The organism is Streptomyces viridifaciens (genome assembly GCF_001888885.2).
In the GTDB taxonomy this organism is placed as follows: domain Bacteria; phylum Actinomycetota; class Actinomycetes; order Streptomycetales; family Streptomycetaceae; genus Kitasatospora; species Kitasatospora aureofaciens.
The window spans coordinates 6,347,093-6,364,597 of record NZ_CP090841.1 but is presented as its reverse complement, the minus strand read 5'-3'; the positions used below and the strand labels follow the sequence as shown (position 1 = coordinate 6,364,597).

At 73.8% G+C, this 17,505-nt stretch carries 13 protein-coding genes; 7 read left to right on the top strand and 6 right to left on the bottom strand.

The annotated features are described in order from the left end of the window. Window positions 1-138 precede the first annotated feature (138 nt). Window positions 139-492 carry a hypothetical protein gene (locus tag BOQ63_RS35935; RefSeq protein WP_030290622.1) on the top strand — a complete coding sequence of 118 codons (354 nt, stop codon included), beginning with the start codon at window positions 139-141 and terminating at the stop codon, window positions 490-492. 191 nt (window positions 493-683) lie between these two features. Here BOQ63_RS35935 and BOQ63_RS35930 read toward each other — a convergent pair whose 3' ends face one another. From BOQ63_RS35930 to BOQ63_RS35920, 3 genes are all read right to left on the bottom strand, one after another. Further along, window positions 684-2,624 carry a YhgE/Pip family protein gene (locus BOQ63_RS35930; protein WP_072655655.1) on the bottom strand — a complete coding sequence of 647 codons (1,941 nt, stop codon included), beginning with the start codon at window positions 2,622-2,624 and terminating at the stop codon, window positions 684-686. Further along, window positions 2,621-3,403, bottom strand: a complete 783-nt coding sequence (locus tag BOQ63_RS35925) for an ATP-binding cassette domain-containing protein (RefSeq protein ID WP_223886131.1) — start codon at window positions 3,401-3,403, stop codon at window positions 2,621-2,623. Before BOQ63_RS35925 ends, BOQ63_RS35930 begins: the two co-directional genes overlap by 4 nt. A gap of 233 nt (window positions 3,404-3,636) precedes the next feature. Further along, complete coding sequence (locus tag BOQ63_RS35920) at window positions 3,637-4,413, bottom strand: TetR/AcrR family transcriptional regulator (RefSeq protein ID WP_063756694.1); 777 nt, start codon at window positions 4,411-4,413, stop codon at window positions 3,637-3,639. 158 nt (window positions 4,414-4,571) lie between these two features. Between BOQ63_RS35920 and BOQ63_RS35915 the strand changes: the two genes are divergently transcribed. After that, window positions 4,572-5,189: an NAD(P)-dependent oxidoreductase gene (locus tag BOQ63_RS35915; protein WP_033355342.1), complete on the top strand. Its 618-nt coding sequence runs from the start codon at window positions 4,572-4,574 to the stop codon at window positions 5,187-5,189. Beyond that, a complete protein-coding gene (locus BOQ63_RS35910; protein ID WP_030290631.1) occupies window positions 5,189-6,154 on the top strand; it encodes an amidohydrolase family protein in 966 nt (321 codons plus the stop codon). Before BOQ63_RS35915 ends, BOQ63_RS35910 begins: the two co-directional genes overlap by 1 nt. A 298-nt stretch (window positions 6,155-6,452) precedes the next feature. Here BOQ63_RS35910 and BOQ63_RS35905 read toward each other — a convergent pair whose 3' ends face one another. After that, window positions 6,453-8,747, bottom strand: coding sequence for a catalase (locus BOQ63_RS35905; RefSeq protein ID WP_030290633.1), 2,295 nt, complete (start codon window positions 8,745-8,747; stop codon window positions 6,453-6,455). 598 nt (window positions 8,748-9,345) lie between these two features. Between BOQ63_RS35905 and BOQ63_RS35900 the strand changes: the two genes are divergently transcribed. Further along, window positions 9,346-10,434, top strand: a complete 1,089-nt coding sequence (locus tag BOQ63_RS35900) for a carboxylate-amine ligase (RefSeq protein ID WP_030290656.1) — start codon at window positions 9,346-9,348, stop codon at window positions 10,432-10,434. 41 nt (window positions 10,435-10,475) lie between these two features. On the opposite strand, the gene BOQ63_RS35895 is transcribed toward BOQ63_RS35900, so the two are convergent. Next, complete coding sequence (locus BOQ63_RS35895) at window positions 10,476-11,879, bottom strand: MFS transporter (protein WP_318299389.1); 1,404 nt, start codon at window positions 11,877-11,879, stop codon at window positions 10,476-10,478. Window positions 11,880-12,537: 658 nt separating this feature from the next. On the opposite strand from BOQ63_RS35895, the gene BOQ63_RS35890 reads away from it, so the two are divergent. The 3 genes from BOQ63_RS35890 (at window position 12,538) to BOQ63_RS35880 (ending at window position 15,735) form a co-directional block, all read left to right on the top strand. After that, window positions 12,538-13,683, top strand: a complete 1,146-nt coding sequence (locus BOQ63_RS35890) for an alkene reductase (protein WP_072655653.1) — start codon at window positions 12,538-12,540, stop codon at window positions 13,681-13,683. Window positions 13,684-13,741: 58 nt separating this feature from the next. Next, the gene (locus BOQ63_RS35885; RefSeq protein ID WP_072655652.1) at window positions 13,742-14,710 is read left to right on the top strand and encodes an NAD-dependent epimerase/dehydratase family protein; all 969 of its coding nucleotides are present in this window, start codon (window positions 13,742-13,744) and stop codon (window positions 14,708-14,710) included. Between the two features lie 293 nt (window positions 14,711-15,003). Further along, complete coding sequence (locus tag BOQ63_RS35880) at window positions 15,004-15,735, top strand: AAC(3) family N-acetyltransferase (protein WP_197698010.1); 732 nt, start codon at window positions 15,004-15,006, stop codon at window positions 15,733-15,735. Between the two features lie 98 nt (window positions 15,736-15,833). Here BOQ63_RS35880 and BOQ63_RS35875 read toward each other — a convergent pair whose 3' ends face one another. Then, window positions 15,834-17,375 (bottom strand): M1 family metallopeptidase, encoded by a 1,542-nt coding sequence (locus tag BOQ63_RS35875; protein ID WP_030290643.1) that lies wholly within the window; start codon window positions 17,373-17,375, stop codon window positions 15,834-15,836. Window positions 17,376-17,505: the final 130 nt, after the last annotated feature.

Genomic DNA, 17,505 nt, shown 5'->3' with positions numbered 1-17,505 from the left:
GCAGGTCAGCGGGGGAATCGGTATCGGGTACCGGCACATCGTCGATCGCACACCCGTACGGGCAGCGGCACGGACCCGTTCCCCCGGACGGCGGATGCGCGGGGGCACGCGCCCGTGGCCTCTCCTAGCGTCGGTGGCATGACGACGGAGAACACGACGGTGGTGGGGGTGCGCTCGGCGGAGGAGGTGTTCACCGCCCTGGAAGAGCTGGATGCGCGGTGCCGGCCGTTCACCGACTACGAGCAGGGACTGCTGGAGGCCTACCGCTGGGCGGTGGGCACTCGGACCTCCGCGCCGGTGACAGCCGCTGCCACGGCGGGCCCGTGGGGGCCGTGCCGGGCGCAGCTGCTCGCCGAGTGCCAGGCGGCGGCCGTGGCGCTTCGAACGGGAGCGGACCGGACGGAAGCGGCGCGGGCGGCGGACACCGATCGGATGCTGGGCCTCTACACGGGGCTGGCCTGGCTGTGCGGCCACCACGACGAGCGCCCCTGACGGTGGCGCCCGCCGCCGGCCCCGGCCGTACGGGGGACGGTCCCGGCGGCGGGTCAGCCGGGCCGACGGTCCGGACGCCTACCGGCGCCGGATGCTGGTGTCCGGCAACAGCGACCGGTTCCGCAGGCGGCGGGACGCCGCTCTGACGGGCCGCCACCCCCTCCTGCTCACCACCTCCGGCGGTCCGTCCGTCACAGGTCCAGGTCGGGGTGGAGGCGGGAGACCGTCCACACCCGTCGACGACACAGGGCCAGCGAGGTGAGGGCCAGGAACAGGACGCCGAAACCCGCCAGGACTGCGATGTCCCGGGTGAGGTGGGAGGCCGGGCCACCGCTGATCGTCACCCGGAGCCCGTCGACCAGGTAGGTCATCGGCAGGAAGGGGTGGACCGTCTGGAACGGCGCCGGGGTCGTCTGCATCGGGTACAGGCCGCCCGAAGCGGTCAGTTGCAGGATGAGCAGGACCAGCGACAGCACGTCACCCGCCGTACCGAACGCCGTCCGCAGGCAGTGGTCGACGGCGACGAACGCGGCGGCACCGACCGAGAGGAGCAGGACGGTCTTCCAGGGGGCCTGCGCGTGCAGCCCGAGGCCCGCGCTGACGACGCCGTAGAGGATCAGGGCTCCGAGTACGCCCAGCGCCGCGGCCGGGAGCCAGCCCGCAACGGCGAGGGTGGAGGCCCGGGTGCGCGCGGCCAGCGCCCTGGTGTTCACCGGTCGCAGGAAGAGGTAGGCGAAGAGGCCGAACACCCATAGCGCGATGCCGAAGAAGAACGGGGCCAGCCCGCGGCCGTAGACGCCGGCTGGGTGGAGGTTCGACCGGTCGATGTCGACGGGCGTCCCCAACACCTTCGACGCATGGTCCACTTGTCCGGAATCCAGGACGGGGACCTGCTTCCTGCCGTCGTCGATCAGGGTGGCCAGCGTGGTGGCGCCGGTGTGGGCCTGGTCGGCGGCGGTCTTCAGCGCCCCGGATCCCTGCTGGAGGGCGGACAGACCCGCGGACACGGTGGTGGTCCCGGCGGCGATGCTCTGGGCGCCGGAGTCGACCAGGGCCAGCGGCGTCTGCGCGTTCTGGGCGGACTGCTGGGCGGCCGCGGCTGTCTTCTGGAGGGCGACGGCCTGCTGGCGCGCCGCGTGGGCGTTGCCACTGGCGGTGGCAGCGTGACCGTCGATCTGGCCGGCGACGGTGTCGGCCGCCGTCATGTCCTGTTTGGCGCGCTGGAACACGGGGTCGTCACCCAGTCCCGGGTGCGCCTCGGCCAGGCGGTCCAGATCGGCCACCGCCTTGGCGGTTCCCTGCTTCACCGTCGAGGTTGCGGTGTGGACGGCGTCCACGCCCTGGGAGACGACAGTGGCCGCGCTGACCACGGCGTCGGTGGCCGTGCTCAGCTGCGGCGCGGCCTCGGTGAGGGCGGCGGCCGCCGCGTGCACCTGGGCCGTGGCCTGGCTGAGCTTCTGGGCGCCGTCGGCGAGCTGGGTGGAGCCGGACTGCAGCGTCGCACCGGCACCGGCGGCGGCGGAACTCCCCTGCTGCGCAACGGTGGTGGCGTTCACGAGCCCCTGCGCCGCCTGTGCCGCCGTGTTCAGCTTTCCGCCGATGTCCGCGAGCCGGCCGTAGACGCCGCGGACGTACGCCTCGTGCGCGGCGGAGTTGACCTGTTCCTGCAGCTTCGTCTGGACGACCTCGGTCATGACGCCGGCGATGTAGTTGTTGGCGTCGTTCAGCTGGATGTGGATCCGGGCCTGTTCCGGTTGTGCGTCGGGGCCGGTGGCGAGGCGGGCACTGAAGTCGGCGGGGATCCGGACGGTGAACGCGTAGCGCCCGTGCTCCAGGCCGGTGCGGGCCGCGGCGTCGTCGACGAACGCCCAGTCGAACTCCCCTGAGGCCTTGAGCTCCGTCACGACCTGGGCGCCCGCGTCCACCCGCTGTCCCTGTCGGGTCTCGGCCGGCCGGTCCTCGTTGACCACCGCCACGGGGATGTGCCCGGTCTTCCCGTAGGGATCCCAGTTCGCCCACAGGTACATGGCGCCGTACAGCAGGGGGACCAGACACAGCACGAGCGGGACGAACCGCCTCAGCGGGCCCCGGAAGCCGCGCAGTTCCAGCACGGCGAGCCTGATCGCGGTCATGTGCCCTCCCCCTCCCGGGACGCGCGGGCGTCCCCGTCCTCCGGTCCCCGCCGTCCGAGCACCCGCCGGGGGCTTCGCGCCGAGACATCCGGCTCGTCCGCCGGCGCCGGCCGCTCGGGCAGACGGCTCCGCCGGGGCAGGGCCACCAGCCCCGGCGCGGGGTCGAGGCCGACCCCGGGTTCGGGCGGGTCGAGCGCACCCGCCACGACGGTGCAACCGACCCCGAGGACCAGGCCCACGAGCTGCCACGCCCGGGTGCGCTCCTCCTCCGGGCACCCACGGTCAATGTCGTCCGCGACGATCACGGCGGGACGCGTGGCCAGAGCGAGTGCGAGGGCCACGCCCAGGGCCTCCACCGGCGGCAGGTCCCGCACCAGCGTCCGGCGGTCCACGTCGATGCCGAGGACCGAGAACGCCTCGTCCAGCCGGGCGCCGCCCTCCCGGCGGCGGCCCAACCACCGGCGCTCGGCCGCCAGTTCGCGCACCCGCAGGTCCGGGTCCAGGCCGACGGCGGGCTCCGCACGGGCCACTGCCACCAGTTCCCTGACGCGACGGCCGCCCCGGGGCAGGGCGTGACCGCCCACCCGGACCGCTCCGCCGTCCAGCCGCATCCGCCCCGCGAGCGCGAGCAGCACCGTGGTGCGGCCCGAGCCGCCCGGCCCGTGGACCACCAGCAGCCCGCCGGGGTCCACGTCCACGTCCAGATTCTCGAACACCGCTCCCCGGGGCCCGCGCACGCTCGCCCCGCGCGCGACCACGTCCACGCCGGCAATCTCCACCCCCAGCCGGTAACCCGCCCGTGCCGGGACATGTCTGTCAGATCGGTCACATTCCCGCGGCCGCGAACGCCGGGCACCCGCCGGGGGGAGTCCGCGGCGGGCCCGCGGAGCAGCGACGGAGCAATGCCGGCGACGGGTGACGCCGCCCTGCGCGGAACGGACGGTCGGGGCCGGGCGCCAGGGCCGCTCCATGACCTGCCGTCAGTCCGCCTGGTGATGCGGCGCGATGGTGATCAGGGGGTGGAAGTGGGCGAGTTCGGCGGGTTCGTCGACGGGTGCGCCGCCGACATCGATCCACGCGTGGGCACGGAACCGGGCGGTTCGCGGTGCGCCGCCCGGGCGAGCTCCGCGACCTCGTCGACGGTCCTTCCGGTGTGCAGGGCGAGGGTCCGTGCGATGAGGTCGGTGAGATCGGGCCAGGGCATGTTCCCGTGCGCGTTGTACAGCGCGACCAGGCCGTGCAAAGCGGTCCAGAGCAGCAGGCCCGCCTGCCACTCCTGCTCGGGCCCGCGCGGCCCCTGGCCTTCCTGGCCTTCCCGGCGCCCCGGCCGCTCCTGCCGGACGCCGGCCAGCGAGGCGACGACGGATCCCAGCAGTTCCTCTCCCGCACCGTGCGCGTTGGTGGGCACCAGCTCGGCGGGCATCCCGCCACCGAAGAGCGTGCGGTACTCCCCGGGGTGGTCGACCCCCCAGTGCACGTAGGCGGCGCACCGGCCCACCAGGTCCGCCAGCGGGTCGTCGGCACCCTGCGCCGCCGCGTGCATGACCGCCGCGAGTTCGTCGTAGCGCAGCCGCAGCACGTGCTGGACGAGCGCGCCCAGGTCCGCGAAGTGCCCGTAGATGCTCGCGGGGGCGACGCCGACCTCGCGGGCGACCTGCCGGAGGGTGAGCGTCTCGGGGCGTTCGAGCGTGGCCAGCAGCCGGGCGGCGGCCTCCACCAGTTCGACCTTGAGGGCCTGCCCCTGTCCCCGGGGGTTCCGTCGGCGCGGGACGGCCTCTCCGCTGCTCACAGGCGTACTCCCGGCGTTCGGCAACACCCGTTCACTCTACCGCCGCCCGCACGCCCGCCTCCAACTCGGCCTGCCGCCAAGCCGCCCCGCCTTGACAGGCGATTACCAACACTTGTTCACTTACATAACCAACAGGTGTTCAGTCATCGGGAGGAAGCATGCGCATCGCCGTACTCGGGGCGACCGGCAGGGTCGGGCGCCTCATCGTCGAGCAGGCCCTTCAGCGCGGGCACGAGGTCGTCGCGCTGGTCCGCCGGCCGCAGACCGGCGCGGTGCACGGACGGCCTGACGTCGAGGTCCGCCGGGCCGACGTCACCGCCCCCGCCGCGTTCCCGGACCTGACGGACGTCGACGTGGTGCTCTCCGCGCTCGGCATCGGCAAGGGCGACGGCCCGGGAGCGCTCGTCGCCGGCGCGAGGGTCCTCGCCGAGGTCCCGGTGCGCACCCTCTGGCTCGGCGCGCTCGGCTCCGGCCCCTCCGTCGGCGCCGGCGGAGGGATCTACCAGTGCATCATGAAGGCGTTCGTCGGCGAGGAACTGACGGAGAAGGCCGCAGCGGACGCGATCGCCCTCGATGGCGGCGCGACCGTCTTCCACGCCCCCGACCTCTGGACCGGCGGCGTCAGCACCGGCCGCCGCAACATCCCGCTGGAGGACTATGCCAAGCCCCTACTGCCGCCGCACGCCTCCCGGGCCACCGTCGCGGCGCTGATGCTCGACGAGGCCGAGCGGCCGACCCGCGGAGCCAGGATCCTCGTCCCGGTGGGACGCGTCTGATGCGCGGCTACATCGCCGTTGAAGAGGCCATCGCAATCCCGGGCCTCGCCGACCGACGGCCGCCGTTCCCGATGCCGGACAACATCGAACCGGCCTTCCTCGCCGACATGGCCGCACGGCTCCCCGACGTCATGCGGTACCGGTTGCCCGACATGGACGCCAACGGCATCGCCCTGCAGGTGCTCTCCCTCACCGTCCCCGGCATCGAGGCGGAAGCCGACCCGGCCCGCGCGGTGGACAACGCCCGCTACGTCAACGACAGCCTCGCCGGGATCGTCGACGCCCACCCCGGCCGGTTCGCCGCCTTCGCGGCGCTCCCGCTTCAGGACCCGGCCGCCGCCGTCGCGGAACTGCGTCGAAGCGTCGAGGGCCTCGGGTTCAAAGGCGCGCTCGTCAACGACCACATCCAGGGCCGCTACCTCGACGACCCCGCCTTCGACCGGGTCTGGGCCACCCTGGGCGACCTCGGCGTACCGCTGTACCTGCACCCCGGCATGCCGCCGGCCGACCGCTGGCACGTCCTCGACGCCCACCCCGAGCTGGACGGCGCGCTGTGGAGCTGGCAGGCCGCCACCGGCGGCCACGCCATGCGCGTGGTCATGTCCGGGGTGTTCGACCGGCACCCGGACGCGACGATGATCCTCGGGCACGCCGGCGAGTTCCTCCCCTTCCAGCTCTCCCGCTTCGATTCCCGCTACGCCACCCTCGCCGTCCCGCAGCGGCTGCGGCGCGAGCCGTCCCGGTACTTCGGGACGAACGTGCTCGCCACGACCAGTGGCGTCCTGTCCCCGGCGGCGATCGAAGCACTCGTGCGCGTACTCGGCCCGGACAGCGTGCTGTTCGCCGCCGACTACCCCTACGAGAGGACGAGCGCGGCCGTCACCGCACTCGAACGCACCCGCCTCCCGGACGCCGACAAGCAGAAGATCGCCTCCGGCAACGCCCGCCGGCTGCTGCGCCTGTGACCGTCCTCCGGTCCAACTGCCGGTCGTGCCCCAGCCGTTCACGCCTCCGGATGAGCTGGCGTCCGCCCCCTTGTCAAAGGTCGGGGGAGTTCCCTGACGTGATGCCTGTCCGAGCCGTCCGGGTACCGGAGGGGCCCACCGCACCGGGCGGCGACCGGGCTCCGCCGCCGGTACGGCGACCACCGGCCCAGGCCGGCGGCCCGTCGACTGGTCCGGTGGGCCGGCTGAGGCGGTGTGAGCCGACCACTGCATCGCGGTGCCGAAGAGCGGGGAAGGCGCCGAGGGGGCAAGGGGGTTGCTACGAGCCCCCGACCTCGGAGGACGGCGGGAAGCGGTGCCAGACCCGGTGGCCGGCGAGCAGTTCGATGAGCGGTCCCATCGCCTCGTCCGGTCCGAGGCCCGCGAGGACGCCGGGGGCGTTGGTGGGGATGCCCGCGGCCTGCAGCGCGCTCTGCCCGCCCGCCACGGCGACGAGGGGCTTGGAGTGCCGGTAGGCCTCGGTGAGCATGAGCACCAGGCGGGGGTCGATGCCGGAGGCGTCCGGCTTCGGGGCGCCGGCCTTGGCGTCGCGGGCGGGGTTCGCCCCCCGTGCCGGGCCCGGGGCGCCGACCAGGACGACCGCGTCGAACTCCACCGAGCGGGCGGTGTCGAAGGTCCGCTGCACGGCCAGGGGTTCGCCGTCGCCGGCGGTCCGGAGCTCGCCCCCGGCGCCGGCGATCACCAGGGGGACCAGTCCGGCCGAGAGCACGGCCCGGCGCACGGTGGCCAGCGATCCGTGGTCGGTTCCCGCGACGAGGCCCACGACCCGCCCGTCCACCGGCCAGGTCCGGCCGAGCTGGGAGAGGGCGGGGCTGGGCCGCACCTGAGCGGGCGGCTCGGTGGGCTCGGGCGCGGGCAGGCCGAGGCCGGCGGCCACCTGGGCGCACAGGTCGGCGTCGATCCGGGCCAGCACCTGGAGACCGCGCTCCTTGACGGCCTGCTCGTAGCACTTGCCGAGTTCGAAGGTGTACGCGGCGATGATGTGCTCGCGCTCCACCGGGCTCATGCTCGCCCAGAACAGGCGCGGCTGGCTGAAGTGGTCCGCGAACGAGGCCGGGGCCTCGCGCACCTTGGCGGCGGCGGCCACCGGCGTCGGGTACTCGATGAAGGCGCGCTCCGCGGCCCCGGCGAAGAACGGGCAGCCGCCGTCGAGCGAGTTCGGCTTGTACGGCGCGACGCCGGAGTGGACGGCGTGCTGGTGGAACCCGTCGCGCAGCATGTCGTTGACGGGCGCGTGGGTGCGGTTGATCGGGATCTGGGCGAAGTTCGGGCCGCCCAGCCGGGTGATCTGGGTGTCGAGGTAGGAGAACAGGCGCCCCGACAGCAGCGGGTCGTCGGTGATGTCGATCCCCGGCACCAGGTGCCCGGGGTGGAAGGCGACCTGCTCGGTCTCGGCGAAGAAGTTGGTGGGGTTGGCGTTGAGGGTGAGCAGCCCGACCGGGCGCACTGGTGCGAGTTCCTCCGGCACGATCTTGGTCGGGTCGAGGAGGTCGATGCCCTCGAAGGTCTGCTCGGGGGTGTCGGGGAAGGTCTGGATGCCGAGTTCCCACTGGGGGAAGGCTCCCGCCTCGATCGCGTCCGCGAGGTCGCGGCGGTGGAAGTCCGGGTCCGCCCCGGCGACCAGCTGGGCCTCCTCCCAGACCATCGAGTGCACGCCGAGCTTCGGCTTCCAGTGCCACTTGACGAGGGTGCTCGCACCGTCGGCGTTGACCAGGCGGAAGGTGTGGATGCCGAAGCCCTCCATGGTGCGGAACGAGCGCGGGATGCCCCGGTCGGACATGTTCCACAGGGTGTGGTGGGTGGCTTCGGTGTGGAGGGTGACGAAGTCCCAGAAGGTGTCGTGCGCGGACTGGGCCTGCGGGATCTCCCGGTCCGGGTGGGGCTTGGCCGCGTGGACGACGTCGGGGAACTTGATCGCGTCCTGGATGAAGAACACCGGGATGTTGTTCCCGACCAGGTCGAACACGCCCTCGGAGGTGTAGAACTTGGTCGCGAAGCCGCGGGTGTCGCGGACGGTGTCCGCCGATCCGCGGGAGCCGAGCACGGTGGAGAAGCGCACGAACACCGGCGTCTCGACGTCCTCGGCGAGGAACGCGGCCTTGCAGACGGCTGCGGCCGTCCCGTACCCGCGGAAGACACCGTGGGCGGCCGCGCCCCGGGCGTGGACGACGCGCTCGGGGATGCGCTCGTGGTCGAAGTGGGTGATCTTCTCGCGCAGGTGGTGGTCCTGCAGCAGCACCGGGCCGCGGGGGCCGGCCTTGAGGGAGTGGTCGCCGTCGGGCAGTCGGGCACCCTGCGCGTTGGTCAGGAACTGGCCGTCCTGGGACCGGGCGGTCGCCCCGGCACCCGTGTCACGGCCGGTCGCGGTGACCGGCCGGGGCGCGGCCTGGTCCGGCTTGGGGGGCAGCGGACCGGTCGGGTCGACGGGCTCCGCGACGCTCGGCGGGGCCGCGCCGGGCGCGCCGGGGACCTCCGGACGTTCCGCGGAGGCGGCGTTCTGGACGACGTCCACGACCTTGTCGGCGATCTTCTTCAGCGGGCCGGGCTCTTGCATGCGATGGACTCCTCGTTGTCGGGACTGCCCTCCTCGGGTAACCCCGGCCGTCAGTGCGCAAACGGCGCGCCGGAGATCCGGCCCCTGGCGCCCGGCGCGTTCCCGCGACCGGCGGCATCCGGGCGGAGCACCGGTGAGCGCGCCGGAAGACCGGCGGAAGAACTGCGGCGGCCCCCGCCACCGGAGCCCCCGGGGAAAGCGGCCGTCGGCCGGCCACCCGGCGGTTCAGCGGGAGGTTTCCTCGACGGTGACGCGTACGCTGCGCAGTTCGGGGTCCGCGGTCGTCCAGGCCTCCGGTGGCCAGCACGTCCGCGCGGAACACGTCCGCTCCCAGCGCCCGCAGGGTTCGGGGGTCGACGCCCCGGCCCTGCCTGTGGCCGGGCGGGGTGAAGGCGGTCAGCGGATTGTCCTGGAAGGCGGCGAGGGCCTCCAGAACGGGTACCTGTGACTGGTCCGTGGGCGGCGTCTGCCCGGGCCCCCGCGCGGAAAACGGTGCCGGCTCACCGCTCACCACCCACGGCTCACCGCTCGTCCGCGAACGCGGCGGCAGGCCCCCGGCGCACCGGTTCGAACCCGAACGTGCGGGTACGCGCAGTTCGTGCTCACCATCGGCGTGGAGGAGGAGTACCTCCTGATCGACCCCGTCACCGGCGTGCCCGTCTCGCGGGCATCGCGCGTCGTCCAGGCGGCCGCGCGTCGGTCCGCCCTCACCGAGGGTGAGGTCCAGCGCGAGGTGAGCCAGGCCCAGCTGGAGGTCGCCACACCCGTCTGCCGTTCCCTCGACGAGGTCGGCGGCCATCTGCTGCGGCTGCGGCTGTCCCTCGGGGAGGCGGCGGAGGCCTGCGGGTGCCGCCTCGCCGCCGTCGGCTCGGCGCCGTTCGTCGACCGACTCGCCGTGCCCGTCACGCCCACCCCCCGGTACCTGCGCATGCGTCGTCAGGCACCGGCCCTCACCGACGAACAGTTGATCAACGGGATGCACGTCCACGTCGGTGTTCGAGATCCCGACGACCGTGTCACCGTCCTGAACGCCCTGCGGCCGTGGCTGCCGGTGCTGACCGCACTCGCCGCGAACTCGCCGATGTGGCGCGGCCGTGACACCGGGTTCGCCAGCTGGCGGACCATCGTCTTCGACCGCTGGCCGGTGGCCGGGCTACCCCCGCGGTTCACCGACGCCGCCGACTACGACCACCGGAGCGGCGAACTCGTCCGCACCGGCCTGATCGGCGACACCGGCCAGCTCTACTGGCAGGCCCGGCTGTCCCAGCGCTACCCGACGGTCGAGGTCCGCGCGATGGACGTCCAGCTCCACGTGGACGAGGCCGTCCTGTTGGCCGGTCTCGTCCGCGCGCTCGCCGCCCGCGCCCTGGAGGGCGCCGGTCCGGCCTCGGACCGGCCTCCGGAGTTCCTGCGGGCCACCGCGTGGTACGCCGCCCGCCATGGTGCCGTCGGCACTCTCCACGACCCGCTCAGCAACCGCATGCTCCCGGCCCGCGAGGTGACCGCCGGTCTGCTCGCGCATCTCGCCGGTCCGCTCAGGGAGAGCGGTGACCGCGCCCGCGTCGCCCGCCTGATCGAACAGCTCCACCGCGGCGGCAACGGCGCCGTCCGCCAGCGCCGCGAACTGCGCCATCACGGACGCCGCGGCCTGATCCGGGCGGTCGTCGACCAGACGGCGGGGGTGTGACTGCGAGCCGCCACGGAGGAGCGATCGCCTCCCCCGGACGGTCAGGCGTCCGGCTGGGTGACCGTGAGCCCCCAGTGCACGTCCGGCGCCGACGTGACCACCGCCACGTGGACCGCGCCCCCGACCAGGGACCGGCCGCTCAGCCAACGACCGCCGCCGCCGACGCCCCCGCCGCAGCCCCCGCCGACGCCTCCAGCGCCGCGAGCCGCCGCAGGCTCGCCCGGCGCTGCACCGCGGCCAGGCCGGTGGACGCCGCACCGAGCGCCAACCAGCCCGCCGGGCCCGCCGCCATCACCACGCCGGTCAGCAGCATCGGCCCCACCGACTTCTGGACCGACTGGGACATCCCCGCCACCCCCCAGGTAGGAGGCCTTGGCCCGCGGCGGCGCCAGGCTGACCGCCAGCTCCCAGGAGCTCACCGAGCGCATCAGCTCCGCGAGGGTGACCAGCGCCGCGGCGGCCAGCAGGACGAGCGAGGCGGTCAACGGCCCTCCGCCGGTGGAGAGCGCGATCAACGCGCAGCTCGCGAGCAGTGTCAACCCGTACCAGCCGACCGCCGTGGTCGCCCCGCGCGGGTTCTCGGCCCAGGCGGAGACGCGCAGTTGCAGCACCACCACCAGCACGGTGTTGACGGTCAGGAAGGCCGGGACGACGGCGTGCGGCGCCCCGGTGTGGTGGATCAGCCACAGCGGCAGACCGACGTTGAGGACCGAGTCGTCCAGGCACATCGGCAGGTCCAGCAGGACGAACAGCAGGTAGCCGCGGTCGCGCCAGGGGCTCGGTACGGCCGCGGGCCCGCCGCCGGCCGCCTCCTGGGCGGGCGAGGGCACCGCCGCGACCAGGCCGCGCCCCGCCGGCTCCGCCGTGCGCCGGATCAGCGCGGCCGCCAGCAGGTAGGAGAGCGCGTTGGCCACGATCAGCGCCCGGTACGCGGTCGTGCTCCCGACCGCCAGACCGATCGCCGCGAAGCCCGTACCGACCGCGTAGCCGCCGTTGGCCACGCTGCGGAACAGCGCCTGGTACGTGGCCCGCCGCTCGCCCGCGATCCGGGTGGCGAACAGCATCTCCAGGGTCTTGGCCCCGCGCTCGGCCAAGCAGGTCAGGGCGACCGACAGCAGCAGCGCGGCGAAGTGGTCGACCACCAGCAGCAGGCCCATGGTGGCCACCCGCAGCAGGTGGCAGCCGATCAGCAGTCCGCGCACCGGCAGCCGTTCGGCCGCCCGACCGGCCAGCGGCGAACCGACGATCCCCGCGACGGCGCCCACGCCGAGCAGCAGCCCGAGCCGTCCGGCGTCCATCCCGCACACGTAGGTGAAGTACAGCACCGAGGCGGCCGCCCACACTCCGCTGCCGGTCCGGTCCACGCCCTGTGCGAGCAGCATGATCCGCGCGTCCCGCCCACCCGGCGGCCGCCGCAGCTGCGCCCACAGTCCGTTCCCCCGCATGACAGGCCCTCGTTTCGCGTCCACCATCAATCTCGACATCAAGATACTTCATGTCGAGATAGTTCCGGAACCCCGGTCTGGACCCCAGCCCGGCACCCTCGGCCCGGAACCCCAGCCGGAACACCGGACGTCGCTCCGCGAGCGCGGACCGCCCCGCGACACCCGGCAGCCCGTGCGCCACACTCCCCCCAGCGGCACCCGCGCCCCCGACGCACCGGCACCGACGTCCCGAACCACCGTCCAACGGCGGGCCACGCGCTGACCACACGCCAACTGCTGGAGACCGCGTCCTCGTCCGGCCGGTCCGGCTCCGGACCGGCCACCTGGGGCCAACGGGCCATTGGGGACGCCGTCCGCCGACTGCCCGGCCGACGCGCCGCGATGCAACATCGTCACCGCCGCCCCCCCTGGACCCGGGCCCGCCCCTTGCCCGCCCCGCTCGACGCCCTTTCCGCACGGCCACCCAGTGGCCGATCCGGGTGGGCGTGGTGACGGCGGGCGGCCTGTTCCACCTCCCGGGCGCCACCGCCGAGTTCGGCGAATGGCGGAATTCCTCTACGGTGTCGAGGAGTTGTCCTCACCGAGACCTCGCGCGCCGCCCCGGAGGTCCGCCCCGGAGGTTGAACCTGACACCAGTGTCAGGTTCTACGGTACCGGCATGACGACCACCACCGAATCGCTGCTCAGCCCGTACCGCCTCGGCGAGTTCGACCTGCCCAACCGCGTCGTGATGGCCCCGATGACGCGCTACCGGGCCGCCGAGGACGGTACGCCGCTGCCCATCGTCGCCGAGTACTACGCCCAGCGCGCGAGCGCCGGCCTGATCGTCACCGAGGGCATCTGGCCCAGCCGGGAGGGGCAGTCCGGCTGGCGCCTGCCCGGCCTGGAGACTGCCGCCCACGTGGCCGGCTGGCGCACCGTCACCGAGGCGGTGCACGCGGCCGACGGGCGGATCGTCGCCCAGCTGATGCACGGCGGCCGCCAGGGCCACCCCCTGAACCGGCTGCTCGGCGACGTCCCGGCCGGCCCCTCCGCCGTCCCCGCCCCCGGCCCGGTGCACGTCCGGGACGGCTGCAAGGCCGAGGCCGTCACCCCGCGCGAGATGACCCGCGCCGAGATCCGGCGCACCGTCGCCGACCACGTCACCGCCGCCCACAACGCCCTGGCGGCCGGCTTCGACGCCGTGGAGTTGCACGGCGCCAACTCCTACCTGATCCACCAGTTCCTCGCCGACAACACCAACCTGCGCACCGACGAGTACGGCCCCGGCACCCTGGAGAACCGGCTCCGCTTCCCGGTCGAGCTGGTCACCGCCGTCGCCGAGGCCGTCGGCCCGCACCGCCTCGGTCTGCGACTCTCCCCCGGCAACCCGCAGTTCGGCATGTACGAGGCCGACCCGCCGCCGGTCTACCGGGCGCTGCTGGCCGAGCTCGACGGCCTCGGCCTGGCCTACCTCCACCTCACCGACAACGACGACTACCCGGCCCTGGCCGACCTGCGCCCCCGCTGGTCCGGCCCGCTGATCGCCAACGTGGGCGAGAACCGCGACGCCACCGACCGCGCACGCGGCGAAGCGGTGCTCGCCGCCGGACTCGCCGACCTGGTCTCCTACGGCCGCGCCTTCATCGCCAACCCGGACCTGCCGGAACGATTCGCCGCCGGAGCCCCGCTCACTCCCGTCGACGAGACCCACCTCTACGGCCAGACGGCCACCGGCTTCACCGACTACCCGAGGCTCACCGACCAGCCGACTCCCGAGCGCCCGACGCCCTCCGAGCGCCCGAAGGCCCCGCACCGCGTCTGAGCACCACGGCCGCGACCGTGGCCCAAACCGGTTGACACCCGGTCATAGCCTGGAGTCCATGCGGATCCTCGTACTCGGCGGTACCTCCTTCGTCGGCCGCGCGATCGCCGCCGACGCCCTGCACAGCGGCGCCGAGGTCACCCTCTTCAACCGCGGCAGGACCAACCCCGGCCTCTTCCCCGAGGCCCGCCACCTCCTCGGCGACCGGGACACCGGCGACTACACCGCCCTGCGCGAGGGCGAGTGGGACGCCGTCGTGGACGTCAGCGGCTTCCGCCCCCGCGAGGTCGACCAGGCGATGGACGCCCTCGGCAACCGGGTCGGCCGCTACCTGTTCGTCTCCAGCCACGCGGTCTACCGGCGGGGCGGACTCGCCCCCCACTCGGACGAGTCCGCCCCGCTGCGCGCGCCGCTGCGCGATGCCGAGGAGCTGACCGAGGCGACGTACGGCCGGCTCAAGGTCGCCTGCGAGCAGGACGTCACCGCCCGCTACGGCGACCGGGCGACGATCGTGCGCCCCGGCAAGGTGGCCGGTCCGTACGACGAAGGCCGCGGGCTGACGTACTGGGTGCGCCGGGCGGCGCGCGGCGGCCGGATCGCGCTGCCCGCACGCCCCGAACAGCCCGTCCAGGTGGTCGACTCGCGCGACCTGGCCCGGCTGGTGCTCAGGCTGCTCCAGGACGAGCGGCCGGGCGCCTTCCACGCCGTCGGCCCGGCCGAACCGACCACCCTCGGCGGGCTGATCGCCACCTGCGCCGAGGTCGCGGGCAGCGAGATCGAGATCGTCCCCGTCCCCCCGGAGACCGCCCCGCCGCCGTTCTTCCCGCTGGTCCGGGCCGAGCGGCTCTGGCCCGGCCAGCAGCGCGACCCGGCCCTGGCCCGCGCGGCCGGACTGCCCGCCACCCCGCTCGCGGTCACCGCCGCCGACGTCCTCGCCTGGGACCGCGGTCGCGGCGAGCCACCGCTCGGCCACGGCTTCACCCCCGAGCAGGAGGCCCGCATCCTGGCGGAGACGGACGGCCGGTGACCACCGGACCGACCGCCACGGCCGACGACCGCCCCAGCCCCGCGGTGGGCTGACGCAGGGTCCCCCCTCCTGACCGATTGTCAGTGCCACCCGCTATGGTCGGGCCCGAACAAACGGACCACACCGGTACGAATCCGCACCGGCACGCCCAACCGCACACCGACCGCACCCGACCGCACGCCACCGCGTGCCCCGCACCGCCACCAGGGGGGACCATGACCACTCCGGGCACCAGCCCGCTCACCACCGCCGACCTCGTGGACGGCTGACGCCGGGTCGGCGTCCGCCCGGACATGGCACTGATCGTGCACTCCTCGCTCTCCAGCCTCGGCCGGGTCGAGGGCGGGGCGGAGGCCGTGGTGGCCAGCCTGCGCGAGGCCGTCGGGCCGGGCGGCACCGTCGTGGTGCCCACCTTCACCACCGGCACGGTCTGCGACCCGGCACCCGACCACGCCGGCCTGCCCACCCCACGGATCGCCGAACTCCGCGACGCCGTACCGCTGTTCCACCCGGACATGCCATCCCGGATGGGGGCGATCGCCGAAGCGCTGCGCGCCCTGCCGGACAGCCTGCGCAGCACCCATCCGCAGGCCTCGGTCGCCGCCGTCGGCGCGCACGCCCGGGAGGTGACCGCCCGCCGCTCGTTCGGCTTCGCCGTCGGCCGGGAGTCCCCGTTCGGCGCCCTGCACGACCTCGGCGGGTACGTGCTGCTGGTCGGCGTCGGGCACAACCGCAACACCTTCCTGCACTACGCGGAGACCTTCGCACCCAACCGCCGGCTCAAGCTCCGCCGCTTCCCGATGGCCATCCAGGGCGAGCGGGTCTGGCTCGAAGCGCCCGACGTCGGCAACGACAACGACACCCACTTCCCGGTGGTGGGGCGGGAGTTCGAGGCGCGGGCCGGCATCCGCGAGGTGCTGGTCGGCAACGCGCCCTGCCGGCTGGTCCCGGTGCGCGAGCTCATACCCTTCGCCGTCCGCCGCCTCACCGAGCTGCTCGCGGCGGACGGCCCCGGAGCGGCGTAGCCCGGCCGACCGCCCGGCCGGGACGGAAACCCCGTCCCGGACGGCCGGGCGACCGGACCACGCCCGTCACCTCACCGGCAGCGCCGGACAGCGGGCCGTCAGTGCGCCTCGTCGTGCACGGAGTTGGTCTCCTGGATCTTCTTCCAGGACTTCGGCTCCACCGGCAGCTGCTGCCCGTCACCCTGTCCCGCGTCCGCCCGCGCACCCGGCGCCAGCGAGGCCGGGGCCGCGGCCCCCTTCGCCACCGGCCCGACGGCCGGCTTGGCAGCGGTGAACAGCCAGGTGTTGAAGAGGTCCCCGAGCTTCTGCCCGGACACCTTCTCCGCGTACGCCTGGAACTCCGGGATGGTCGCGTTGCCGTACTTGCGCTCGGTGGGCCAGCCCTTGAGGATCCGGAAGAACTTCTCGTCCCCGACGGCGTTGCGCAGCGCCTGGATGGCCACCGCGCCCCGGTCGTAGACGGCGCCGGCGAACTGGTTGTCCGCGCCCGGGTCTCCGGGCTTGACGGACCAGAACGCGTCGTCGGCCGGGTGCGAGGCGTAGACGTAGTCGGCCAGCTCCTGTGCGGTGCCCTCGTTCTCGTGCTCGGACCAGAGGAACTGCGCGTACCGGGCGAAGCCCTCGTTCAGCCAGATGTCGCTCCAGCGCGAGAGCGAGACGCTGTCGCCGTACCACTGGTGGGCCAGCTCGTGCACGACCACCGAGGTGTTGGCACCCTTCGAGAACTGCCGGGGGCTGTAGAAGACCCGGGTCTGGGTCTCCAGGGCGAAGCCGGTCGGGACGTTGGGGACGTAGCCGCCGACCGAGCTGAACGGGTAGTCGCCGAAGTAGCCGCTCAGCCAGTCCACCAGCTCGCCGGTGCGCTCGACGCTGGAGCGGGCCGCGTCCGCGTTGTCGCCGAGGTCCTTGCTGTACGCGTTGTAGACCGGCAGCCCGTTGGCCGTGGTGTCGGTGCTGATGTCGAACTTGCCGACGGCGAGGGTGGCCAGATAGGTCGCCTGGGGCTTGTTCTCCCGCCAGTTGTAGCGGGTCCAGCCGGCCTGCGAGGTCGTGCCGGTCAGGATGCCGTTGCTGATCACCTGGTTGCCGTCGGGCACCTGCACCGAGACGTCGAAGGTGGCCTTGTCGCTGGGGTGGTCGTTGCTCGGGAACCACCACCAGGCCGACTCGGGCTCGCCCGCCGCCACCGCGCCGTCCGGGGTGCGCAGCCAGGCGGTGAAGCCGTACTTCTTCACGGTGGACGGCACGCCCTTGTAGCGGACGACCACGGTGGCCTGGCTGCCCTTGGCCAGCGGGCGGGCCGGGGTGATCTGCAGTTCCTGCTCGCCGCTGGTGGCGAAGGTCGCGGGCCGCCCGTTGACCCGCACCTCGGAGACGTTCAGCGCGAAGTCGAGGTTGAACCGGGAGAGGTCCTGGGTCGCGGTGGCGAGGATGGTGGTGGTGCCCTCCAGTTCGTCGGTGGCGGGCTGGTACTTCAGCCGGATGTCGTAGTGGGAGACGCGGTAGCCGCCGTTGCCGTAGGTCGGGTAATAGGAGTCGCCGACCCCGGCCGCGCCGGGTTGGAAGTCGGCGGCCGAGGCGGGGACGGCCAGGAACAGGCTCAGGGCACTGGCAGCAGAGACGATCAGCCTCTTGCGCAACGTGGTCCTCCAGGATCACCGGAACGATGGGTCGGTTCGATCCTTGTCCCGGCGGCCCGCGGTCCACTCCCGGATAGTGAGATGTTCATGAAAAGAAACGCGCCGAAATGACGGCGCCGCGACGCCGTCA